Below are 24,434 nucleotides of genomic sequence, written 5' to 3' on the forward strand. Positions count from 1 at the left end.
TTAAATTATTTTACTTAACTTAATACCTTAAAAATCAAAACAATGAAAAACACAAAACTTAAAGAGTATAAAAGAAACATAATTACCCTTGTCTTTGTTTTTTTAGCAATTGGCTTGAACGCTCAAAGCAATGGCCTCTCTGACAAAGAATCTTCTATTGCCACAACTATTGATAACAAAGATTTGAAATGGTTACCTGCTCCAGATTTCTTTCCAGATTGTTCTTTTACAATACTTCATGGCGATATATCTAAACCTAATTTAGATTTTTTCTTTAAAATAGAACCTAATACCGAAGTTGTGAATCATACACATAATTCACCTGAACGTATGATTTTAATTTCAGGAGATTTGGAAGTGCAATACCAAGGAGAAAAACCTATATTATTAAAAGCTGGTTCTTATGCTTATGGTCCTGCAGGAAAACCACATAAAGCAAAATGTCTAGATAATGGCCCTTGTGTTTTATTTGTCGCTATGGTCGACCCTTTTGATGCAGTTCCTGTTACAAAAAAAGAATAAGATAGTTTGTAAAATCAATATCATTAATAAAGCAACTGCTTACAGCAACATATATAATTTATTGCTGGTTCTAGCCTACTGACGAAAATCCTTTCGGATTTTCTATTCGGCTTGTATTTACTAAATTAGTTGCTGAAGCACGCAACTAACTATCCACAAAATCGTTGTGCATCATATTGACCAGTCCTGAATAAAGGCTACGTAATCCTAAACATTATGTATAAAAATGACAAAGCGACCAGGCTGTATTCAAAAACTTTTAAAAGATTGAAATAATGTATCAATTCTTCATTGGTAAATAGATCTGACCGAAAAATGGAAAAATTGTATTAATTCTCCCCTTGAAATCTATCATAATGTTTTAGCTCACCACTATTAGTTGATTCACCCAAGCCATTAATTATATGATTGATGCCTCCGTTTCGTCCAGCGAATGTTGAGATATGTCTGATGTCAATCCCTGTATGGTTCGGTACTTCCATGGCATTTTCTAGTCTAACATTATTTGATACCGTTGGCTCACCACTAAAAAAACTATAAATACCTAGGCCATACGCTTCATGATTTTGAACATTATTCGCCACCTTATAAGAAGCATAGCCAGGCTTTCCGTTATCATTCCATACTTCAATGCTGGGTGGGTGATAGGGGATTTCAGATTGATAAAAATAAGTACGACCGTGTTCTCCGTTCCAAAGGGTTTGATACCCTTGAAAGTGCTCATTAAACAATCCATATATGGTCACATGATGTCCATTCACAACAAGTCCGTGTTTATTTTGTCCATCCTTCCATCCCGTTCCAACACCGTGATCAGCTCTCCATAACCAAAAATGATCGCCAATGACATAATTACTGTTAATCGTCACCGTTGTTTTTGATTGACCAACTACTGCACCTCCAACTCTGCAATAGATATCATGTAGCGAGATGGGATTATCAGGATAATTAGCCTGAGTATCTTCTGACCCAATTTGAATAAGTGTTGGTGATAGCTCTGGTCCCGCATCGACCATAAAACCTGCTAGTTTCACTCCAGAAATATCATTGGTGGCAATTGCAACCTTTCCATATAGGGGAATGAGCGTTGGTAATCCAAGCCCCAGGATTACGGTATTGGGTTTTGTTATCGTAAGCGTTTCATTAATCTCGTAGATCCCGGGTGTAAAGAGAATATGCTTGCCATCAGACAGGGCTTGGTTAATAGAACTCGCGTTATCTTTATCAGGATAGGCAATATGGAATGATGTTATTGGTATGAGTTCACCTTTCTCATCACGATTCACCCAGGAAGGACCAGAACTTTCCCTACGTAGTACAGGGACAAAAACCGAATAACCTACTGATTCATTATAAGTTAGGAACGGTTTTTCGCGAACTACAGGTGTTTTATCAATTATTGTTGTTGGTTGATCAGGCCATCGATCATTCGGCGCGCCTTCCACACCAATAAATACTCTATTCCAGTTTCCACCTTCCCACGAACCTATTCTAGAATTTCTTGTCATCCACTGTTGTCCAGATGTTAATCCTGCCCGACCTTCAACAATAGAATTTGCAAGTACTCCACCACTTGCCCAACTGCCTTTATCAAAATTAATATCACCAACAACATGCATTCGTCGGTATGGGGCCGCTTGTGATACCGCCCAGTACATCATTTTGCCATCTTGTGGCACAACTTTGAAATTCTCCGCTCCCCGCCAAAACATGGTTGTAACCTTATTAGGTACATTATTACTACTGGTCGTAGTGATAGATTGTACCGCTCCGTTGATGGTTACATCTTCGGGATATCTTCCTAAACCTATTGCCTGAACATAATAATCAACAGTAACATCTAAATTATAGGTTCCTGGTTTGAATAAAAGTGCATATCGCTCAGAGCCAAATTCGTTATACTTCTGCTGCTCGTGCAGCGCTTGAAGCACCATCTTAATACTATCCAGATCCATAGAATCGTCAAAAACGAGGACGTTTTTTCCGAATATAGAGGCGTATTGAAATGTATCTAGCTCATTATTATCTTTTTTTGAATTGGAGCATGATGTAGTAATACTCAATGACAAAATTGAAGCTAAAGCGATAAAAAGGTAGCTAGAAAAGGAGATAGAATGCATGATAAATTAGATAAAATCTGATTTCAATTATACAAATAAAGCAACAAGAAAACCAATTTTTATTTAAAATACACCTAAATAACAACGGTAATTTAGACCATGGATTGACCGTTGGAAAGGTCTAAATCGAAAAAACTTATCTTGAAATAATATCAGATTTAGCACACTCTAAAGATGCAGAATATGAATTTGCACTGAAAGAAAATCATATCGATTTATCAATGACAAAAAAATAACAAAAGCACAACACAGTGTATAATAAATTACTTTGGCTAGTGCTTATCACGCAACTAACCATACACAAAACGTTAGAGCCTAAAATTCGCAACAATTCTTTTCCAAGCACATCGTTTCGTTATTCCTTCACATTATGTGGATAATTCTTGTTGCGATTCTGAAATCGTAGAATATGTTCTTTTACAATTACACCTTTATCAACATTTATAGCATTTTTTATGGTCTTATTTTCATTCCAACTCTCCCGACCAGAAATAACGGATGGTACATGTACCATTAATGCAGCAGAAATAGATCTTGAAGCACTTTCCCAAAAATAACTTGGTGTATGATCTACTGCATAGTAATCAATATTATCTATAGAAATTATTGGGTTTTTAAAAGTGGTAGGTTTTGCAAAATAAAAACCCATGCCTTCATCACAACTCACATCTATAATTAGTGAACCAGGTTTAAGCTTTGTTTTTTCATCCTCTTTAACATAATCAATTGGATCATCTGTATCCTGATATGTACCATTAATTATGATTTCAGATTCACTTATTAAATCTAATAATGATTGTTCAGATCCATCGTGTTCAACGACAATTAAGCGTGGTTCGTTCTCGTTTCCTTTTTTAATTCGCACATAATGTACATTTAGAACTTCTTCCCTTACTTCATGATCTGGTCTTTGAATACAAATTGTGATATCTCTAAAACCATGTGCCTTTAAGGCGTAAATAGCACCTCTACTTACAGCACCAAAACTAAATATAATTACCTTCCGCTGATTTCCATAATGACCATCTATTCCCTTTAATTGCAATGCATGTATAACTGCACTATATCCAGCCATTTCATTGTTTTTATAAAATGTATGTCTTCCTTTTTGTCCGCTAGGAGTCCACACATACATATCTTCAAAAGCAACTAAAGTTAATTTTTTATCTATAGCTATTTGTGTAACTTGCGTGTTTTGAGCACAATGCGGATAACCCCAAATAATACCACCCTCTTTTAGTTCTTTAAAATCTGATAAAATAGGTTTGGCAATTATAGCACAACCTATGTCTGCTAAAATTTCACCTCTTGAAGCAATTCCTCCAGTTAAGGCGCTGATATCTTCGTCTTTTATATTGAAAGGGTTTCCGTAACCTTCTTCAAAAATAAGTTGTCTTCGAATATAGTCAGGAAGTCTATTTAAATGTTCTGGATGAATAGGTACTCGCCTTTCATCTTCTTTCTTTGAAGTACCAATTACTCCCATCTTTAAAAAAGTCATATATTTTTAAATTAACACGAATTGCAGAGTAATGACATGAGCAAAGCGTAATATTAAAATTACTATTAGATAGTTACTTACTAGCAATCAGGCATTAAGTTGGTCACTAGAGTTTCATTAATCAAAATAAAGACTTAAAGTAAAAAGCCTATGGAATTCGCTGAAGTAGTACAAAGAGATTTAATATCAACAGACAAATAACACCATGTCAAAGATACCTTGAAATAAATGATTATAAGGATAATACCAAACTAATATCTTGAAACGTCTTAAACCGAAATATTATGCTTTAAAATTAAAATACCAAAATAATAACTATTGCCAACAACGTGTATAATTAATTACTACGGAATTTCCTCGTAGGAAATTCACTTGAATTAATTAACTTACCGATCCGTCGGAAAATCTTAACTGATTTTCCGCAACTAGCCATACACAAACCGTTGTGTGTAATTTAAGAAAACTTAGAATAAAGAATAATCTCAAAAGAAAAAATCACTGATTCTCTAAGTTAATGATTCTATTTATGTTGAGGTTTATCACTGTAATTGGACTTAAGATGTAAATCCATTTGAGGAAACGCAATTATAATATTATTTTCAATAAAATTTTTATTAATTCTCCTCCGAATATCACTTTTTATTTTTCCTATTCTAAAAATATTTGCACTAAAGAATAAAAGTTGAAAATCTAATGACGAAGCACCAAATCCTAACAATCGAGCCTCAATTAATTTTCTGTCATGGAATTCGGAATGTTCAAATGTACTTTCTTCTAACACTTTAATAACAACATCTACATCACTTCCATAAGCTACACCAACATGAATTTTAAAACGGGTTTGATGAGATTGATGACTCCAATTAATCACCTTACTTGTGGTTATCAAAGAATTTGGAATGATTATAGAAATATCATCTCTGTTCATGGCTTTGGAAGTCCTTAAACCTATACTTTCTATTATCACAACATCTCCATCAATTTCCAACACATCTCCTACTTCAATAGATCTTTCTGAAAGTAAGATGATGCCAGAAATTACGTCGTTAAACGTTTGCTGCAGTCCTAGACCAATACCAACCAATAATGCGGCAGAACCTGCCAATAATAAAGTAACCTTAACACCAATGGATTCTAGTACTAATGCAATGGCTATTATCCAAACCACATATTTAATAAATTTTAATAAGGCATAAGAACTTCCAGCATCTATTTTACTAAATATATTTTTATGAAAAAATGCTTTTTTAATAATCCACAATATTCCTTTAGTAACGATTATGATGATTAAAATACTAGCTAATTGAGAAATTTTTAGCGTATAAGTCCCTAAAGTGAAGATTTCAGTTTCTAAAATTTGATTTAATGTTTCCATTTTAATTTATAATTAGCCAATCTATTTATCAGATTTAGTGCTTTGTTATAAGGTAGTTTAAATAATATATCTTTATTACGATTTCCAACTATTTTTACAAAATTAACACGAGACACCTGTAAAATAGTACTATAGATAACAACGTGTATAATTAATTGCTCGATAATGATTTAGTACGTTTTCGTTATTCTTTTAATAATGGTGGTTACTTTCCGATACAGAAGTTGGCAAAGATGTTGCCTAATAAATCATCATTTGTTATTTCTCCTGTAATCTCACCAAAGTGGTATAAAGCTTGTCTTATATCTATGGCCAATAAGTCTCCAGACAATCCAGATTCGAGTCCATGCTTTACTTTCTGTATTTCTTCAAAAGCCTTAAGCAAAGCATCATAATGGCGTGCATTGGTGACAATGGTTTCGTTATTACGTAAAGCTCCAGTATTAATTAAATTAAGTAGTGAATCTGTCAGCTCATCTACTCCAATACCTGTTTTAGCAGAAAGCAATTTCACCTCTGGAATAGTGGCCTGTAAAGTTTTCAATTGCATATTATCCAATTGATCAATCTTGTTAGAAAGAATGAATAATGGTTTTTGAGGATATTTATTTTTAATCTTCCCTATTTCTAGTAAAACATCATCCAAAAGGTCAATACTTTTTGAAGCATCAAACAAATAGATGACGACTTGTGACTGGTCAATCTTTTCAAAGGTTTTTTTAATGCCAATGCTTTCTACAACATCTTTGGTTTCTCTAATACCTGCAGTATCTATAAACCGAAAGCCAATGCCTCCTATAGAGATTTCATCTTCTATAGTATCACGAGTCGTTCCTGCAATTTCAGAAACGATAGCACGTTCTTCATTCAACAGAGCATTAAGCAACGTAGATTTACCAACATTAGGCTCGCCTACAATCGCAACTGGAATACCATTTTTAATAACATTACCAACTGCAAACGAATCAATTAGACGTTTTAAGACAAAGCTTATTCTTTCAATTAAATCTTTAAACGCCTTTCTGTCAGCAAACTCAACATCTTCTTCAGCAAAATCTAGTTCCAATTCAATTAAAGACGCAAAATTTAAAAGTTCTTCACGAAGTTTTGCGATTTCTGACGAAAATCCACCACGCATTTGTTGCATGGCTATTTGGTGTGATGCTTCATTGTCACTCGAAATTAAATCGGCTACAGCTTCAGCTTGGCTTAAATCTAACTTTCCGTTTAAAAAAGCACGTAATGTAAACTCGCCTGCAGTAGCCATTCGGCAACCATTTCGGAGAAATAACTGAATGATTTCCTGTTGAATATAAGGTGAACCATGAGATGATACTTCTACAACATTCTCTCCAGTATAAGAATTTGGAGTTTTAAATACAGATACCAGAACCTCATCTATAGTTCTATCATTATCAATAATATGTCCTAAATGTATAGTATGGGTTTTCTGTTTGTTTAAATCTTTACCACTAACAGATTTAAATGAACGTGAACATATATGAATAGCATCTTTACCAGATATTCTCACAACAGCAATAGCACCTGCTCCAGAAGGCGTAGCTAAAGCTATAATTGTGTCGTCATGAGTCATGACGCAAATGTAGTAAATTGTGTAATCTTTTTTGTCCTTAAAATCTTTAGCAAATTCTTCACATCTTTTATTTATAATAACTCTTATATTTGCAACCGAATAAAAACAATCTCATAATGTTAAAGAAAATTATTTTAGTCTGTTTTGCTATACTAGCGATATCATGTAATAAAGAAAAAAATTACACAATTTCTGCATCACTTGAAGGTGTTGAAGATGGAAGACAAGTATTATTAAATATTGTTGATGAAAACAAATTAACTGCAATAGATACTACTACTGTACTTAACAATGCATTTACTTTTACCGGAACGGTTGAAACTCCAGATGTTTATTTTATATCTATAGATCAAATAAGAAATAACTTTCCATTTATTCTTGAGAATGACAAGATCAGTCTGACTATGTATAAAGACAGTATTAATGCTTCTGTAATTGAAGGCACTAAAGAAAATGATCTGTTGCAAGAATACTCTAAAAAAGTAAATTCCATTGGTAAAGAAATTATGGAATTGAGAAAAGAAAATGTAGAAGCCCAAAAAGCCAATGATACAGCTTGGATGAATTCTTTAAAAGGAGAATATGAAGCATTAGTAAAAAAAGGTGAAGAATTTGACACACAGTTTATAAAAGACAACAACTCTTCGTTAATGGGACTATTTATTCTGGAGCGTAAGGTAAGAGGAAAAGATATTAACGCCAATGAGCTAAAAGAACTTTTTGATAGTTTTCCTGAAGATTTAAAACAGGGTCGTGCAGGGAAAAATATTTCAGAAGTTTTAGATTCAGCTTTGGCAACAGCTATTGGTAGTATTGCACCAGATTTTACTGGTCCAACACCAGAAGGTGAAATGTTATCGTTAAAAGACGTAAAAGGCAAAATAAGAATATTGGATTTTTGGGCTGAATGGTGCAGGCCTTGTAGAATGGAAAACCCCAATTTGGTAAACATTTATAACAAATACCAAGATAAAGGTTTAAACATTATTAGTGTTTCTTTAGATGGTAACGGAAGACAGCAAGATCCAAAGGCATCTTGGTTACAGGCCATTGAAGATGATAATTTAACTTGGCATCATGTTTCAAATTTGAAATATTTTCAAGATCCTATTGCAAAAGCATACAATATAAGTTCAATTCCTGCTACCTTTATATTGGATGAAGAGGGCAAGATTATAGCCAAAAATTTAAGAGGTCAAGCACTTCACGATAAAATAGCCGAATTACTTAACTAATAAAAAAAGCCTTCTGTTTTGAAGGCTTTTTTTTATTATATCTTTCCTAGTTTTTTTAAAACAAATAAGAGTATGATTGGTATTGCTAGTAAAGTAACCATTAATGTGTGTTCACTAATAAGCCACGAAGCCAAAATTAAAGTAACTGCATAACCACCAATTGCACCTCCAAAATGTGCATCATGACCAATGTTGCCCAATCGGTTTTTCATTCCATAAATAGAATACAGCAAATAACCTACTCCAAATATGTATGCCGGCATTGGAATAACAAATAAGATTAGGGTCATATTAGGTTCTAATAAAATAGCAGAATACAAAACTCCCATAACAGCTCCACTTGCTCCAACAGCGCTATAATGGTATTCGTTATTATGAAAATAAAGAGATAGCAAATTCCCTAAAAGCAAACTGCCTACGTAAACAACTGTAAACCCAAAGACTCCTAAATAATCTATAACTACACCTGCAAAAAAGTATAAGGTAAACATATTAAAAAACAAATGCATCATATCTACATGCAAGAAGCCTGCACTAAACAATCTTATTTGTTCTCCGCGTCTCAATCCACCAACATTAAATTTGTATTTTTCAAAAAAAGAAAAGTCATTAAAGCCCTTTAAAGAAATAAGAACATTGGCTCCAATGATAATAATTGTAATTAAATCTATTTTGCCCATAAGGTATAAACGTTTAAATCAAATATAACATATATTTGTCCATGCAAAACTAATATTAATTGATGCAATTTCTTGTTTACATTTTAGTTTATCCCTTTTTATGGTTAATTTCTATACTTCCGTTTAGATTACTTTATGCCTTTTCAGATTTCCTTTATGTACTGATTTATAGAGTATTTGGCTACCGAAAAAAAGTGGTTAAAGAGAATTTAATTCTTGTTTTTCCAGAAAAATCAAAAGAAGAAATAAATAGAATCATGAAAGTGTTTTATCATCATTTATGTGATATGATTTTAGAGGCCATAAAATCTATGACTATTTCTGAAAGTGAAATGAAAAAAAGATTCACATTTTCTAATATTGAAGAAATTCATAAGCTTGAAAAAGAAAATAAAAGCATTGTGTTAATGGGTGGACATTATGGAAGTTGGGAATGGATTTTTATACTTCAAACCTATATTAATCATAAAGGTTATGCTATATACAAGCGTCTAGCTAATACCTATTTTGATAGATTAGTAAAGCGCATAAGAGCAAAATACAATAGTTATTTAATTACCACAAAAGAAGCTATTCCAACTTTGGTAGAATCTAAACGTAAAGGTGAATTAACCATTAATGGATTTGCTGCAGATCAGTCTCCAAAAGTTACAAAAGCATACCATTGGAGCAACTTTATGGGTATTAATGTTCCGGTACATACAGGTGCGGAAATGATCGCGAAGAAGTTAGACATGGCAGTTGTTTTCTTTAAAGTCAAAAGGTTAAAAAGAGGATTTTATCAAGCTACTTTTGAAACAATAACTACAGAACCTAATCAATTTAAAAATTACAAAATAACGGATATCTTTCTAAAACTAGTAGAAAAACAAATTTATGATGCTCCAGAATATTATTTGTGGACACATAAGCGTTGGAAACATAAAGATAAAGCTCTAAAATAACTACTGATATTTATAAAGCAAACCAATCTTCAACTTGAGTATTCATTAATTTCCCGTTTGATGATTTATGATTAAACTCATTTGTAGTTTTATCATAATTATAATCTAGACTCCATTCTTTATGGTGCTTTGCCAATGCTTTAATACTTTCGCAAACAAAATAAATCTCTTCTGTTGTAGTTGTTGGATGAATAGACATTCTTATCCAGCCTGGTTTTCGTATTAAATCCCCAATTGAAATTTCTTTGGTCAATTCATTAGACATGTCCTGATCAACATGCAACAGGTAATGTCCATAAGTCCCTGCACAACTACAGCCTCCTCTGGTTTGAATTCCAAAACGATCATTCAACAATTTAACGCCTAAATTAAAATGCAAATCTTCTATATAAAATGAAAATACACCTAAACGTTCCCTATGTTTTGGTGCAAGAATCTTGATATTCTCTATACTATCCAGTTCATCAAAAATAATATCGAGCAATTCTTCTTCTCGTGCTAGAATTTTTTCAACAGCCATTTGCTCCTTCAATCTTATTGCCAAAGCTGTCTTTATAGTTTGCAAAAAACCTGGAGTACCACCATCTTCCCTATCTTCTATATTATCAATGTATTTGTGTTCACCCCAAGGGTTCGTCCAACTTACCGTTCCTCCACCAGGACAATCTGGTATCATATTGTGATACAATTTTTTATTAAACACCAAAACACCTGACGAGCCTGGTCCTCCTAAAAATTTATGGGGTGAAAAGAAAATAGCATCTAAATAAGCATCTTCATCTGCTGGATGCATATCAATATTTACATAAGGTGCCGCGCATGCAAAATCTACAAAACAAACGCCACCATAATTATGCATCAATTTAGAAACCTTCTGGTATGGGGTTTTTATTCCTGTTACATTTGAACCAGCAGTTATTGATGCAATTTTTAAAGGGTAATCCTTATACTTTTCCAATAAAGGTTTTAAATTCTCAATATCGAACAAGCCTTCTTCACCTGGTGGAATAATTTCTACTTTAGCGATGGTCTCTAACCAAGAAGTTTGGTTAGAATGATGTTCCATATGTGAAATAAAAACAACAGGCTTTATTTCAGGAGGAAGATTAGCATATTGTTTTATGTTTTCAGGAACCTTTAACCCAAGGATGCGTTGAAACTTATTAACCACGCCTGTCATGCCCGTTCCAGAAACAATTAGTACATCGTCCTTATTACAGTTAACATGCTCTTTTATTATTTTTTTAGCTTTATGATAGGCTAAAGTCATTGCCGTACCTGATTCGGTCGTTTCTGTGTGCGTATTTGCAACATACGGCCCAAATTCATTAAGAATTTTGTCTTCAATAGGTTTATACAATCTTCCTGAAGCTGTCCAATCTGTGTAAATAATTTTCTTGTTTCCGAATGGCGATTGAAACTTTAAGTCTATTCCAACAATATTCTTTCTGAAAAATTCAAAATATTTTTCAAGGTTAGTTTTTTCCGTTTGTTTAACTTTTGAGGTTAACATGATTAGACTTCTATTAAATTATATTTTGACAATATCTTTAATTTGTCCTATAATTTTATTTGCCAATATATCCGCTTCTTCCTGTGATTTTGCTTCTGTGTAAATTCTGATAATAGGTTCTGTATTGCTTTTACGCAAATGTGCCCAACTTTCTGCAAAATCTATTTTCACACCATCTATTGTAGAAATGTCTTCATCACTATATTTATTTTCCATTGCTTTTAAAACAGCATCAACGTCTAAACTTGGCGTCAATTCGATTTTATTTTTACTTGTGAAATAGCTAGGATAACTTTTCCTCAATTGACTTACTGATATATTTTTTTCGACTAAAAGGCTTAAAAATAAAGCTACACCAACAAGGGCATCACGACCATAATGTAATTCAGGATATATTACACCACCATTACCTTCACCTCCAATTATGGCATTGTTTTTTTTCATCAATTCAACAACATTCACTTCTCCTACAGCACTGGCCTCATAGGAACAACCATATTTTTCAGTAACATCTCTCAACGCTCTTGTAGAACTCATGTTGCTTACCGTATTTCCTTTGGTATTACTTAATACATAATCTGCACACGCGACCAATGTATATTCTTCACCAAACATCTCTCCTTTTTCATCTATAAAAGCCAATCTATCTACATCTGGATCTACTACAATACCCAAATCCGCATGTTCTTTTACAACAGCTTTAGACAAATCCGTTAAATGTTCTTTCAAAGGTTCAGGATTGTGTGGAAAATGACCATTAGGTTCACAATATAATTTTACTGCATGAACACCCAATCGTTCTAATAGTAAAGGAATAGCAATACCTCCAGTGGAATTTACTCCATCTACAACAACTTTAAGATTAGCTTCTTTAATGGCTTTCTGATTTACTAATGGTAATGCAAGTACCTCATCAATATGAATGTCGATGTAAGCCTGGTTTTTGGTGATTTTACCCAACTGATCTACAGAAGCAAATTCCATAGTATTGCTTTCTGCTATGGTTAAAATATTTTCACCTTCCGAAGCATTCAAAAACTCTCCTTTAGAATTCAATAATTTAAGCGCATTCCATTGTTTTGGATTATGACTAGCTGTTAAAATAATGCCTCCATCTGCATGCTCTAATGTTACAGCAACTTCTACTGTTGGCGTAGTTGATAAACCTAAATCTACAACATGAATACCTAAACCAACCAAAGTATTCATCACTAAATTTTGTGCCATCATTCCTGAAATTCTTGCATCTCTTCCAACAACAACTCTATAATCTTCCTTATTTCGTTGTTGTTTTATCCAAGTACCATAAGCTGAAGCAAATTTCACAATATCTATTGGTGTCAAATTATCCTCAACCCTTCCACCTATTGTTCCTCTTATACCAGATATAGATTTTATTAGAGTCATTTTCTAAATTTATTTTTCAATTTCAAAAAATACAGTTCAAAATATTTATATGAAACATGGGATATTAATATAGTTAGTGCAAATGTTAAAATATTAATTAATAAAACTGTCATAAAATTTCCGAAAAAATCAAACTTTTCAATACTCAAAAATAGAAAGACCACAATATTTAAAGCAATGACATGGTACATGTATATTCCATAAGAGATATTCCCTAAATATTTAATGAATCTACTCTTAATTTCTACACCAAAATTATTGTAACTTATGGTCAAAATAAATAATGAAAATAAAATACATGTTAGAAAATTATTTAACCATATGATCTCAACAACTAACCAATCGGTAATAAAATAAATTATTGCAAATGTCACAATAATGATACTTAAAGCTTTTCTTTTTATAAACTCCAATTTTCTTTCCTCCTCTAAAATAGAAACTATTCCACCAAAGAGAAGATAAAAATATACAAAACTAAACTCTCTTAAGACATTAAATGTGCTGGAATGAAAAATAACAAAGTACAAACTCACAATTATTGTTAGAAAAAAAAGAATATACTTTCTCTTAATACAAAACAATAATGGTGCTATAAACAAATAAAACTGTTCTTCAATACCTATTGACCATAAAATTTCAAGTATTCCTCCAGGAGAATATAATTTTGAAAATACATTGGGTAAAAAGAAAATTGTTAATAGAAGTCCTTCTTTTAAATCATAATTTATTTCAAAAGGAATATTCAAAATAGGCAAGATTAAATGATAAAAAAGAAATCCGAAAAATACAATAAGATAGTACAATGGAAGTATTCTTAAAACACGCCTCATGTAAAACTGTTTAATGGAGAATGTATTATTAATTTTGGCTCTATATATTAATCTAATAATTAAAAATCCACTTAAAACAAAAAACATATAAACTGCTTGAATACCTTTATGAAATATTTCTAAAGAATCAAAATAGGGTAATCCTTGATTTTTACTTAATAGAGGAATGTGAAATAAAATGACAAAAGATGCTAAAAAGAATCGAAGAGCATCTAAATTTGGTAATCTATTCAAAAGATTGATTTTAGAATACTAAAATACATATTTTTATATAATGAATTATCTGGCTCATATATATCTTTCTGGCAATAATGATTTAGTAACAATAGGGAATTTCATTGCCGATGGCATCAAAGGTAAAGCTTACAAAAAGTTTCCAAAAGAAATACAAATAGGTATTCTATTACACAGAGAAATAGACACTTATACAGATAAGCACAAAACTGTGCGACAAAGCACCAAACGTTTACACAAAAAATACAGTCATTATTCTGGTATTATCGTTGATATTCTTTACGACCATTTTTTAGCCAAAAACTGGAACCGTTATAGTGAAGTACCATTAAAAAATTATGCTGAATATTTTTATGACTCACTAGAGGAGCACTTTGAAATTCTACCACAAAGAATTCAAAAAATGATGCCATATATGATTATAGATAATTGGTTGTTGAGTTATGCGTCTATCGAAGGCATCACTAGAGTTTTGAATGGCATGAATAGGAGGACTAAAAACAAATCCCATATGAACGAAGCAATAAATGAACTAGAAGAATTTTATGATGAATTTGAAAGCGAATTCACTATATTTTTCAAAGACCTTATTAAGTTTTCTAACAATAAACGAAAAGAATTGATTAATAAACTAAACTCATGAAAAGTTATCGCATTTTGGTATTGGTATTTCTGCTACTCATTACATGTAAGAAGTATGAGGTTGTACACCCTATTAAAAAAGGTTTAATAACCCAAAATGCCATGGTAGTTTCTGCTAGGGAAGAAGCTTCAAAAATTGGTAGTGATATCCTCAACAAAGGAGGTAATGCTTTTGATGCTATGGCAGCAACCCATTTGGCACTTGCTGTTGCATATCCTTATGCTGGAAACATTGGAGGTGGTGGCTTTATGGTCTATAGAAAAGATAATGGTGAAATTGGTAGTCTCGATTTTAGGGAAAAAGCACCACTGGCAGCTACAAAAGACATGTATCTTGACGAAGAAGGAAATATCATTCCAGAGAAAAGTACTTTAGGTGCTATGGCGGTTGGCGTTCCTGGCTCTGTAGCAGGAATTTTTGCTGTTCATGAAAAGTTTGGTAGTTTACCTATTGAAGACATCATACAGCCCTCAATCAATTTAGCAAAACAAGGTGTTATTGTAACCAAAAAACAAGAAGAAAAAATAAAAAAATATCAACCTTTATTTCCAAAAGCCAATAAAGATTCAATCATTTTTGATAAGCATTGGAAAGAAAATGATACCATAAAATATCCCTCTTTAGCTGAAACTCTAAAACGAATCATGATAAACGGAAAAGATGAGTTTTATACCGGTCTAACCGCAACACAATTAGTAGAGTTTATTCAAGATAATGGTGGCATTATAACCGAAGAAGATTTAGCAAAATACAGTGTAAAATGGAGAACTCCAATAACTTTTCAATATGACGAACTAAACATCATTTCAATGTCACCACCTTCAAGTGGTGGTGTATGTTTAGCACAAATAATGAAAATGATCGAGCCATATGATTTGGATAAATTTGGTCAAAATTCTTTAAAAACTATTCAGGTAATAACTGAAGCCGAGCGTAGAGCATACGCAGATAGGAGTTTCTATCTTGGAGATCCTGATTTTGTAACTGTTCCTCAAAAAGATTTAATTGATAACCGCTATCTAAAAGAAAGGATGTCTACTTTTTCATTTGAAAATGCTACTCCATCGAGTGAAGTTTCTCATGGTAATATACAAGTAATTGAAAGTGACGAAACTACTCATTATTCCATTGTAGACCAATTTGGGAATGCCGTTTCAGTAACCACAACAATTAATGGTGCTTATGGTTCAAAACTATACTGTTCTGAACTTGGTTTTTTTTTAAACAACGAAATGGATGATTTTAGCAGTAAACCTGGAGTTCCAAACATGTATGGTGTTACTGGAGCTGAAGCCAATAGTATTGCGCCAGAAAAACGAATGTTAAGTTCAATGACGCCAACAATTGTTGAGAAAAATGGTGAGTTATTCATGGTAGTTGGCACTCCAGGAGGCTCTACAATTATTACATCTGTTTTACAAACCATTTTAAATGTACATGAGTATAATATGACGATGCAGGAAGCCGTTGATGCTCCTCGTTTTCATCATCAATGGTTGCCAGATCGAATCGTTTTTGAACCTCATAAATTTGATGAAAAACTTATTAAACAGCTTCATGAACTTAATTATACAACTGTTGAAATAGAAAACATCATAACCAGCAAGGTCGATGGAATACTGATTTTAGACGATAAAACGTTGGAAGGTGGTGCAGATTATCGAGGTGATGATACGGCTGTCGGTTTTTAGAAACTTTCCTTTTAAGAATCAATACTATTTAATAATTTAGACTCATTGTTATCAAAAAAAGCAATAGCTTTAAATTCCCAAAATCCATATAACACACTAACGGTTTTTTATTATGAGGTATAAAAAATCCATAAAACTAATAGCTGGCATTGTGATCTTTTTTACATTGCCAAGCTTCTTGTTTTTGGGTTTTGTTTATTTTAAATACAACGAAGATATTCCGTTTGGAATTCAAGGTGAAAAAGCTGATGTATTGGCAAAAAAAATGCTAGATGCGCTAGACTATGATGCTTATGTAAATACAAATTATATTGAGTGGACATTTAAGAAAAAAAGACACTATAAATGGTATAAAAACAAAAACACTTGTTTAGTATATTGGAAAGAATACAAAGTAGATTTGAACTTTAATGATACTACACAAAATAAAGCATACATTCACAATTTCAAAGTAGATGGTAACCAAGCAAAATCCTTAATTAACGAAGCCAGTACGCACTTTAAAAATGATGTTTTTTGGCTTATTGCACCTTATGATGTTTTTAATAAAGATATTGAACGTAGATTAGTGACTTTAAATAATGGAGGCCAAGCTTTGTTAGTAACCTATAAAACTCAAAATTCTCATCCACAAGATTCTTATCTTTGGATTCTTGATAAGAATAATAAACCCAAGAAACTTAAAATGTGGACAACAGCTCTTCCAATAGACGGTTTGGAAGCCTCTTGGAATGATTGGATAATAACAGAAAGTGGTGCGCAGCTGCCTACCTTCCACTCTATTTTGATTATGGGTTTTGATATGGGACTTGTTAAAGGAACTAAATAATAAATAAACTAATTTCCTCTAGAACCCACAAACTGATGCTCCTTAACTTTAAACAGCACATTAAAGGTGGTTAAACTTCCATAAATTCTGGTAATATATTGTTGTAAATCTACTTTATCCTGGTCATCAAGATTGCTTGAATTAATCTTCTGTTCCATAACTCTTAATCTATCACGAACCATTACGATCTTATGAAAAAATGTTTCAATAGGAATTTCTTTATTTTGCAAAGTTGTGTCTTGAGGTTTCAAGATTAATTGACCTCCTTTCCATTTATCAGCAATGGGTATAATTTCGCTCACGTCACTCCAACGTTTTAAAATTTCAACCAGACTAGTCTCTATATCAATAAAACTAACAGCATCTACATCTCCATCTGCGGCTTCAATAACTTCAAATTCGCTATCAATATCAATGGTTTCTAATCCATGTTCTATAAAAGTTACCCAATAGTGTTTTGAAGTCACATTGGTCACAACACCTTTACCATATTCCGGATGATTAATTCTGGAGCTAATACCTAATAATTTCATATCAAATTCATTTAAAAAAATATTCTAATAACGTTAACAAATTTAACTATTACTAACAAATATAAGCTTCCTTTTTATAAGCAAAAAACGTACCTTTGCAACTTTGCCATTTTATGACCAATTTTGAAGAACATATTGAGGTTAAAGGTGCTCGAGTACATAACCTGAAAAATATAGATGTAACTATACCTAGAGAGAAACTTGTGGTGATTACTGGTTTGTCTGGTAGTGGTAAATCGTCTTTAGCTTTTGATACTATTTATGCTGAAGGCCAACGTCGTTATATCGAAACATTTTCAGCGTACGCAAGACAGTTCCTTGGTGGTCTTGAACGTCCTGATGTAGATAAAATTGATGGTCTTTCTCCTGTAATTGCCATAGAACAAAAAACAACAAGTAAGTCACCACGTTCTACTGTTGGCACCATTACAGAAATTTATGATTTTCTTCGTTTATTATTTGCCAGAGCAGGTGATGCTTACAGTTACAATACCGGTGAAAAAATGGTAAGTTACAGCGATGAGCAAATAAAATCACTAATCATAGAATCTTTTAAAGGCAAACGTATAAATGTTTTGGCTCCAGTGGTTAGATCGCGTAAAGGTCATTATAGAGAATTGTTTGAGCAAATCGCAAAACAAGGTTTTGTTAAAGTGAGAGCTGATGGTGAAGTAAAAGATCTTGTAAAAGGATTAAAACTCGACAGATACAAAACTCATGATATAGAAATTGTTATTGATCGCTTGAAGATTGATGATAATATTGACAATGATAAGCGCCTTACTGAAACCATAAACACAGCCATGTATCATGGTAATGATGTCTTGATGGTTATAGAACAGGATACCAATGAAGCCAGATACTTTAGCCGAAGTTTAATGTGTCCAACATCTGGAATTTCGTATCCTAATCCAGAGCCTAATAATTTCTCTTTTAACTCGCCCAAAGGTGCTTGCCCAAAATGTAATGGAATAGGACAATTATATCAAGTTAATGAAAAGAAAATTATTCCTGATGATTCAATTTCAATAAAGAACGGAGCTTTAGCACCTCATGGTCCAGAAAAGAACAGTTGGATTTTTAAGCAATTTGCATTAATCGCACAACGCTTTAATTTTGAGTTGACAGATCCTTATAAAAATATTCCTAAAGAAGCTAAAGATGTCATTTTATATGGTGGCAATGAAAAGTTTTCAGTAGAAAGTAAAACATTGGGTGTTACTCGCGATTATAAAATAGAATTTGAAGGCGTTGCCAATTTTATTGAAAATCAATTTAAGACTGCAGATTCAAAATCTCTTAAACGATGGGCAAAAGAGTACATGGATAAAGTCGTCTGTAATGAATGCCATGGTTCAAGATTAAAAAAAGAATCGCTCTATTTTAAAATAAATAATCAAAGTATTGCTGATTTAGCAAATCTAGATATTGCCGATTTAGCACGTTGGTTTAGTGACTTACCAAATCATTTAAGTGAAAAACAATTTATAATCGCAGAAGAAGTCATCAAAGAAATCAGCTCAAGATTGAAATTTCTGTTGGATGTTGGTTTAAATTATCTGTCGCTAAACAGAAGCTCAAAATCGCTATCTGGTGGTGAAGCACAGCGAATAAGGCTAGCCACGCAAATTGGCTCGCAATTAGTTGGAGTGTTGTATATTTTGGATGAGCCAAGTATCGGTTTACACCAACGTGACAACAATAAGTTAATTAATTCTTTGATTTCATTACGTGACATTGGCAATTCGGTGATTGTTGTAGAGCATGATAAAGAGATGATTCAACATGCAGATCATGTGATCGATATTGGCCCTTTGGCGGGAAAACATGGTGGTGAAATCATTAGTGAAGGCTCTCCAAAAGAATTATTAACTCATCATACACTTACTGCCGATTATTTAAATGGAACCAAACATATTGAAGTTCCTGACAAGCGTAGAAAAGGAAATGGAAAATCCATTATTTTAAAAGGATGTACAGGGAATAATTTAAAAAACGTCAGTGTTAAACTTCCTTTAGGAAAAATGATAGGAGTTACTGGTGTTTCTGGCAGTGGAAAATCAACTCTTATAAACGAAACACTCTACCCTATTTTAAATGCCTACATTTTCAATGGCGTAAAAAAGCCAATGCCTTACAAAAGCATAGAAGGTTTAAAGCATATAGATAAGGTAATTGATATTAATCAATCGCCGATTGGGAGAACACCACGAAGCAATCCAGCCACTTACACAGGAACCTTCAGTGAGATTAGAAGTCTTTTTGCTAAAATTCCAGAAGCCATGATAAGAGGTTATAAGCCTGGCCGTTTTAGTTTTAATGTTACAGGTGGACGTTGTGAAACCTGTAAAGGTGGTGGTTTACGTGTTATAGAAATGAATTTTCTTCCAGATGTTTACGTAGAATGCGAAACCTGTCAGGCAAAACGATTTAATAGAGAAACGCTAGAAATTCGTTATAAGGGCAAGAGTATAAGTGACGTCTTAAATATGACCATAAATGAAGCAGTAAGTTTTTTTGAGCATATACCAAAAATTCATAACAAACTTAAAACCATTAAAGATGTTGGACTAGGTTATATTACGCTTGGACAACAAAGTACCACACTTTCCGGTGGTGAAGCACAACGAATAAAATTAGCAACCGAATTAAGCAAACGTGACACTGGTAATACATTTTATATTTTAGATGAGCCTACAACTGGTTTGCATTTTGAAGATATTAGGGTTTTAATGTTGGTTCTAAACAAGTTAGCAGACAAAGGAAATACTGTTTTGATTATTGAGCACAATCTGGATGTCATTAAAATGGTTGACCATATAATTGATATTGGTTACGAAGGCGGAAAAGGTGGTGGACAGATAATTGTAGAAGGAACTCCAGAAGAAGTAATAAAACATAAAAAAAGTTATACAGCTCAATTCCTTAAAAAAGAATTAAATTAGCTGGTTACAAATTTAACAGGTATGAGAAAAGAACAACATCCAAGAAGTTGGAATGAAATAAAGACTAATGACTCTTGGGCCATTTTTAAAATAATGGGTGAATTTGTCAATGGTTTTGAAAAAATGAGTCAAATTGGACCTTGTGTTTCTATTTTTGGGTCAGCGCGCACAAGACCAGAAAATAAATATTATATGCTCGCAGAAAAAATTGCTAAAAGCATTGTAGAAGCTGGTTACGGAGTTATTACTGGTGGTGGACCTGGTATCATGGAGGCAGGTAATAAAGGAGCTCACCTTGGAGGAGGAACCTCTGTTGGGCTTAATATTGAACTTCCTTTTGAGCAACATGACAATCCTTACATCGATTCAGATAAGAGTTTAGATTTTGATTATTTCTTTGTACGTAAAGTCATGTTTGTAAAATATTCTCAAGGTTTTGTCGTCATGCCTGGAGGTTTTGGCACGCTGGATGAATTATTTGAAGCTATAACATTAATACAAACCAATAAAATTGAAAAGTTTCCTATAATTTTGGTTGGCACAGATTTTTGGATTGGAATACTGGATTGGATTAAGACTACTTTATTAGAAAGATTTCATAATATCAGCGCAAAAGATTTAGATTTAATTCATCTTGTTGATTCAGAAGAAGAAGTTATTGAGATTTTAGATAATTTCTACAAAGAATCAGGATTTAGTCCTAATTTTTAATACTATCTATTCCATTTATTTCGTTCTATTCAAAAAAAGCTAAAGACCACCTTGTAATTTTTAAAATAATAAACCCAGTTGGATTTATTATATTGCAACGCCACCATGGATGTTGAACCAAAAAATTATGTTAAGATAAATTGAAATTTAATCTATTTACATATTTTCTATTCAGTTTGCTGAATATTATGGTTTTTGGGCAAAATAAAATTGACCTTAAAGCAACTCTTGATGCTGAAAAAAAACAATTTAAAATTTCACAAACCATAGAGTATCAAAACACAACCAATGATACTTTAAAAACAATTTATTTAAACAACTGGAACGAAGCTTATGCTACAAAAAACACGCCTCTAGCCAAACGTTTTGCAGAAGAATATAAGACTGAATTTCACTTTGCTAAAAACAAAGACAGAGGTTTTACCGTAATCACATCTATTGTACAAGACCAACAAGAATTAAAATTTGAAGGCCTTCTGGAGCATCCAGATGTTATAAAAGTTGAATTGAATTCTACCTTACAGCCCAATGAAACCTATAAAATACATTTAAATTATATTGTTCAAGTTCCAAGTGACAAATTTACAGGTTATGGTGTAACATCTTTTGGAGAATACAATTTAAGATATTGGTACATAACACCAGCAGTTTACAATGGCTCATGGCAATATTATAGCAATAAAAATTTAGACGATTTATATATTCCTGAATCCGAAGTAAAAATCAATTTAGTTTGTCCAAATAATTATGTTGTCTCAACAGAACTAAATGAAGTATATAGAACCGAAAACAACGGTATTAAAAATATTGGTTTTGAAGGTAAACACAGAAACAACAATAAACTTTTTTTACACAAAATACCAGATTTTCAATCTGTTAAAACTGATTTCCTAACCGTAGTTTCCAATATTGAAGATAAAGGTTTAGTGCCAGTTGAAAAAGCTATGATCACCGATAGAATCATTCACTTTATCATTAGAAATCTTGGTGAATATCCGCACGAAAAGCTCTTATTGTCTCAAATTGATTATAGAAAAGACCCTATATATGGTTTAAATCTTTTACCTGATTTTATTCAACCATTTCAAGATAATTTTCAATACGAAATAAAAATTCTAAAAACAGCTCTTCATAATTATTTAGAAAACACACTCTTTACAAATCCAAGAAAAGAACAATGGTTAACTGAAGGTTTACAGACATATTTTATGATGAAATACGTAGAAGAGTATTATCCAAACATGAAGATTTTTGGAAAACTGTCCTATGCTTGGGGAATTCGTTCTATGCATGCCGCTAAACTCAATTTTAATGACCAGTATAATTTTCTATATATGCATATGGCAAGATCAAATCTAGATCAACCATTGAATATGGAAAAAGATTCTTTATTAAAATTTAACAAGAATATTGCCAATAAATATAAAGCAGGTGTTGGATTGAAATATTTAGATGACTACATAAATTCTGGAATATTTGAACGAACCGTAAAAGAATATTTGGAACAGAATAAGCTTAAAACAAGTTCACCCAAAGATTTTGAAGCTCTTATAAAATCGAAAACCACAAAAGACATAGAGTGGTTTTTCGATGAGTATATTGCAACAAACAAGAAAATTGATTTTAAAATCAAGGAAACCTTTGTAACTCAAGATTCAATTACCTTAACTATTAAAAATAAGAGAACTAATAGCATGCCTATTTCATTATTTGCAATGAATGATGATTCTATTATTTCTAAAACTTGGATAAGTGATGTAAACGGATCAAAAGAAGTAACTATTCCAAATGATAATGTCAATAAATTAGTATTGAATTATGACAAAACCATTCCTGAATACAATATTAGGGACAATTGGGAATCACTAAAAGGTTTTTTCTTCAACAATAAACCAATCCAATTTAGATTTTTCAAGGACATAGAAGACCCATATTACAACCAGGTGTTTTTCATGCCAATATTTGGTTACAATTATTATGATGGGTTTTCAGCTGGGTTAAAGATGTATAACAAATCAATTTTAGCAAGATCTTTTACATATAGCTTAAATCCAACCTACGCATTCAAAAGTAAGCAACTCGTTGGCTCTGCATCATTAATCTATAATCAAAGATTAGAAAATCAAGATCTATATTTGGTAAGATATGGTCTCTATGGTGCTTATGCCAATTATGCTCCAGACTTATCTTATACAACAATAACACCATTTATTGGTTTAAATTTTAGAGACCATAATGATTTACGTAACAATAAAAGAAAATACTTGACTCTTCGCTACTTGAAAATTGATAAAGAGTTTGATAAAAATAATATAAGTGGTGTCAATACCGACCCCGAATACAGTGTTCTTGATATAAACTATGGGCATTCTAATGAAAATCTCATAAATTTTTCGTCTTGGTTTACGGATGTACAATTTTCAAAAGATTTCGGTAAATTATCTTTTAACTACGAGTATAGAAGATTATCAGAAAGCAACAGACAATTAAACTTACGCTTTTTTGCAGGTGCTTTTATTTACAATAAAACTTACCAAGAATCTGATTATTTTAGCTTTGCCCTAGACAGACCAACAGATTATCTTTTTGATTACAATTATTTGGGGAGATCTGAAGATAGCGGTGTTTTTAGTCAGCAATTAATCATCGCTGAAGGCGGATTTAAATCTAAACTTGAGACACCTTATGCAAACCATTGGATCACAACGCTAAATGCTAGTACAACACTTTGGAGATACATCCAAATGTACGGAGATCTAGGATTTGTGAAAAACCATTCTTTCTCACCAAAATTTGTATATGATTCAGGAATAAGAATAAGCCTTGTCGCAGATTATTTCGAGTTATATTTTCCAGTGTACTCAAATCTAGGTTGGGAAATTGCCCAACCAAATTATCAAGAGAAAATACGATTCATAATTACATTTTCACCAAAAACATTATACGGTCTCTTTACAAGACGTTGGTATTGATGTATTTTTGATTATTTGATAATATAAATAATTTTTATTGAATTAAATTTAACAAATGTCCATTATTTGTCTTATTTTTTGAGAATTCAATAACATTTAATTCACTTTATAAATTGCAAAAATCACAAAGATTGATTAGATTTGCAGCATCGACC

The 24,434-nt window shown here is 32.3% G+C and carries 18 protein-coding genes; 9 read left to right on the plus strand and 9 right to left on the minus strand.

What is annotated here, in order from left to right:
• Positions 1-42: 42 nt before the first annotated feature.
• The gene (locus AAFP94_RS11705; RefSeq protein WP_316662923.1) at positions 43-522 is read left to right on the plus strand and encodes a cupin domain-containing protein; all 480 of its coding nucleotides are present in this window, start codon (positions 43-45) and stop codon (positions 520-522) included.
• A 329-nt stretch (positions 523-851) separates the two neighbouring features.
• Here the strand turns inward: AAFP94_RS11705 and AAFP94_RS11710 are convergent, their stop codons facing one another.
• The 4 genes from AAFP94_RS11710 to mnmE all read right to left on the minus strand — a co-directional run bounded on the left by AAFP94_RS11710 (position 852) and on the right by mnmE (position 7,112).
• Positions 852-2,642, minus strand: a complete 1,791-nt coding sequence (locus AAFP94_RS11710) for a coagulation factor 5/8 type domain-containing protein (RefSeq protein WP_316662924.1) — start codon at positions 2,640-2,642, stop codon at positions 852-854.
• Between the two features lie 355 nt (positions 2,643-2,997).
• Complete coding sequence (locus AAFP94_RS11715) at positions 2,998-4,143, minus strand: N(5)-(carboxyethyl)ornithine synthase (RefSeq protein ID WP_316662925.1); 1,146 nt, start codon at positions 4,141-4,143, stop codon at positions 2,998-3,000.
• A 520-nt stretch (positions 4,144-4,663) separates the two neighbouring features.
• A complete protein-coding gene (locus tag AAFP94_RS11720) occupies positions 4,664-5,518 on the minus strand; it encodes a mechanosensitive ion channel family protein (protein ID WP_316662926.1) in 855 nt (284 codons plus the stop codon).
• 205 nt (positions 5,519-5,723) lie between these two features.
• A complete protein-coding gene (gene mnmE, locus AAFP94_RS11725; protein ID WP_316662927.1) occupies positions 5,724-7,112 on the minus strand; it encodes a tRNA uridine-5-carboxymethylaminomethyl(34) synthesis GTPase MnmE in 1,389 nt (462 codons plus the stop codon).
• Between the two features lie 116 nt (positions 7,113-7,228).
• On the opposite strand from mnmE, the gene AAFP94_RS11730 reads away from it, so the two are divergent.
• Positions 7,229-8,347 carry a TlpA disulfide reductase family protein gene (locus tag AAFP94_RS11730; RefSeq protein ID WP_316662928.1) on the plus strand — a complete coding sequence of 373 codons (1,119 nt, stop codon included), beginning with the start codon at positions 7,229-7,231 and terminating at the stop codon, positions 8,345-8,347.
• Between the two features lie 35 nt (positions 8,348-8,382).
• On the opposite strand, the gene AAFP94_RS11735 is transcribed toward AAFP94_RS11730, so the two are convergent.
• Complete coding sequence (locus tag AAFP94_RS11735; RefSeq protein WP_316662929.1) at positions 8,383-9,027, minus strand: rhomboid family intramembrane serine protease; 645 nt, start codon at positions 9,025-9,027, stop codon at positions 8,383-8,385.
• Positions 9,028-9,089: 62 nt separating this feature from the next.
• Here AAFP94_RS11735 and AAFP94_RS11740 point away from each other — a divergent pair, with 62 nt between their 5' ends.
• Positions 9,090-9,971: a lysophospholipid acyltransferase family protein gene (locus AAFP94_RS11740; protein ID WP_316663063.1), complete on the plus strand. Its 882-nt coding sequence runs from the start codon at positions 9,090-9,092 to the stop codon at positions 9,969-9,971.
• A 10-nt stretch (positions 9,972-9,981) separates the two neighbouring features.
• Here the strand turns inward: AAFP94_RS11740 and AAFP94_RS11745 are convergent, their stop codons facing one another.
• From AAFP94_RS11745 to AAFP94_RS11755, 3 genes are read right to left on the minus strand one after another with little or no spacing between them, the layout of a single operon-like run.
• The gene (locus AAFP94_RS11745) at positions 9,982-11,484 is read right to left on the minus strand and encodes an aminotransferase class V-fold PLP-dependent enzyme (RefSeq protein ID WP_316662930.1); all 1,503 of its coding nucleotides are present in this window, start codon (positions 11,482-11,484) and stop codon (positions 9,982-9,984) included.
• An 18-nt stretch (positions 11,485-11,502) separates the two neighbouring features.
• A complete protein-coding gene (glmM, locus tag AAFP94_RS11750; protein WP_316662931.1) occupies positions 11,503-12,891 on the minus strand; it encodes a phosphoglucosamine mutase in 1,389 nt (462 codons plus the stop codon).
• Positions 12,888-13,955: an acyltransferase family protein gene (locus AAFP94_RS11755; protein WP_316662932.1), complete on the minus strand. Its 1,068-nt coding sequence runs from the start codon at positions 13,953-13,955 to the stop codon at positions 12,888-12,890. The genes glmM and AAFP94_RS11755 overlap by 4 nt, the downstream gene beginning before the upstream one ends.
• Before the next feature lie 40 nt (positions 13,956-13,995).
• Here AAFP94_RS11755 and AAFP94_RS11760 point away from each other — a divergent pair, with 40 nt between their 5' ends.
• From AAFP94_RS11760 to AAFP94_RS11770, 3 genes are all read left to right on the plus strand, one after another.
• Positions 13,996-14,598, plus strand: coding sequence for an acyl carrier protein phosphodiesterase (locus AAFP94_RS11760; protein ID WP_316662933.1), 603 nt, complete (start codon positions 13,996-13,998; stop codon positions 14,596-14,598).
• The gene (ggt, locus tag AAFP94_RS11765; RefSeq protein ID WP_316662934.1) at positions 14,595-16,289 is read left to right on the plus strand and encodes a gamma-glutamyltransferase; all 1,695 of its coding nucleotides are present in this window, start codon (positions 14,595-14,597) and stop codon (positions 16,287-16,289) included. Before AAFP94_RS11760 ends, ggt begins: the two co-directional genes overlap by 4 nt.
• A 112-nt stretch (positions 16,290-16,401) precedes the next feature.
• Complete coding sequence (locus AAFP94_RS11770; RefSeq protein WP_316662935.1) at positions 16,402-17,118, plus strand: hypothetical protein; 717 nt, start codon at positions 16,402-16,404, stop codon at positions 17,116-17,118.
• An 8-nt stretch (positions 17,119-17,126) separates the two neighbouring features.
• On the opposite strand, the gene AAFP94_RS11775 is transcribed toward AAFP94_RS11770, so the two are convergent.
• Positions 17,127-17,651, minus strand: coding sequence for a hypothetical protein (locus AAFP94_RS11775; protein ID WP_316662936.1), 525 nt, complete (start codon positions 17,649-17,651; stop codon positions 17,127-17,129).
• A 113-nt stretch (positions 17,652-17,764) separates the two neighbouring features.
• On the opposite strand from AAFP94_RS11775, the gene uvrA reads away from it, so the two are divergent.
• The 3 genes from uvrA (at position 17,765) to AAFP94_RS11790 (ending at position 24,279) form a co-directional block, all read left to right on the plus strand.
• Positions 17,765-20,596, plus strand: a complete 2,832-nt coding sequence (gene uvrA, locus AAFP94_RS11780; RefSeq protein WP_316662937.1) for an excinuclease ABC subunit UvrA — start codon at positions 17,765-17,767, stop codon at positions 20,594-20,596.
• 21 nt (positions 20,597-20,617) lie between these two features.
• A complete protein-coding gene (locus AAFP94_RS11785) occupies positions 20,618-21,307 on the plus strand; it encodes an LOG family protein (protein WP_316662938.1) in 690 nt (229 codons plus the stop codon).
• A gap of 140 nt (positions 21,308-21,447) precedes the next feature.
• Positions 21,448-24,279, plus strand: coding sequence for a gluzincin family metallopeptidase (locus tag AAFP94_RS11790; RefSeq protein ID WP_316662939.1), 2,832 nt, complete (start codon positions 21,448-21,450; stop codon positions 24,277-24,279).
• The last annotated feature ends 155 nt before the right edge of the window (positions 24,280-24,434 follow it).

Origin of the sequence: Gilvirhabdus luticola, from assembly GCF_040117515.1 — a bacterium.
In the GTDB taxonomy this organism is placed as follows: domain Bacteria; phylum Bacteroidota; class Bacteroidia; order Flavobacteriales; family Flavobacteriaceae; genus Gilvirhabdus; species Gilvirhabdus luticola.

Coding starts and splice junctions, on each gene's coding strand:
- AAFP94_RS11705 (WP_316662923.1), top strand. CDS start 43: ATGAAAAACACAAAACTTAAAGAGTATAAAAGAAACATAATTACCCTT.
- AAFP94_RS11710 (WP_316662924.1), bottom strand. CDS start 2,642: ATGCATTCTATCTCCTTTTCTAGCTACCTTTTTATCGCTTTAGCTTCA.
- AAFP94_RS11715 (WP_316662925.1), bottom strand. CDS start 4,143: ATGACTTTTTTAAAGATGGGAGTAATTGGTACTTCAAAGAAAGAAGAT.
- AAFP94_RS11720 (WP_316662926.1), bottom strand. CDS start 5,518: ATGGAAACATTAAATCAAATTTTAGAAACTGAAATCTTCACTTTAGGG.
- mnmE (WP_316662927.1), bottom strand. CDS start 7,112: ATGACTCATGACGACACAATTATAGCTTTAGCTACGCCTTCTGGAGCA.
- AAFP94_RS11730 (WP_316662928.1), top strand. CDS start 7,229: ATGTTAAAGAAAATTATTTTAGTCTGTTTTGCTATACTAGCGATATCA.
- AAFP94_RS11735 (WP_316662929.1), bottom strand. CDS start 9,027: ATGGGCAAAATAGATTTAATTACAATTATTATCATTGGAGCCAATGTT.
- AAFP94_RS11740 (WP_316663063.1), top strand. CDS start 9,090: ATGCAATTTCTTGTTTACATTTTAGTTTATCCCTTTTTATGGTTAATT.
- AAFP94_RS11745 (WP_316662930.1), bottom strand. CDS start 11,484: ATGTTAACCTCAAAAGTTAAACAAACGGAAAAAACTAACCTTGAAAAA.
- glmM (WP_316662931.1), bottom strand. CDS start 12,891: ATGACTCTAATAAAATCTATATCTGGTATAAGAGGAACAATAGGTGGA.
- AAFP94_RS11760 (WP_316662933.1), top strand. CDS start 13,996: ATGAATTATCTGGCTCATATATATCTTTCTGGCAATAATGATTTAGTA.
- ggt (WP_316662934.1), top strand. CDS start 14,595: ATGAAAAGTTATCGCATTTTGGTATTGGTATTTCTGCTACTCATTACA.
- AAFP94_RS11770 (WP_316662935.1), top strand. CDS start 16,402: ATGAGGTATAAAAAATCCATAAAACTAATAGCTGGCATTGTGATCTTT.
- AAFP94_RS11775 (WP_316662936.1), bottom strand. CDS start 17,651: ATGAAATTATTAGGTATTAGCTCCAGAATTAATCATCCGGAATATGGT.
- uvrA (WP_316662937.1), top strand. CDS start 17,765: ATGACCAATTTTGAAGAACATATTGAGGTTAAAGGTGCTCGAGTACAT.
- AAFP94_RS11785 (WP_316662938.1), top strand. CDS start 20,618: ATGAGAAAAGAACAACATCCAAGAAGTTGGAATGAAATAAAGACTAAT.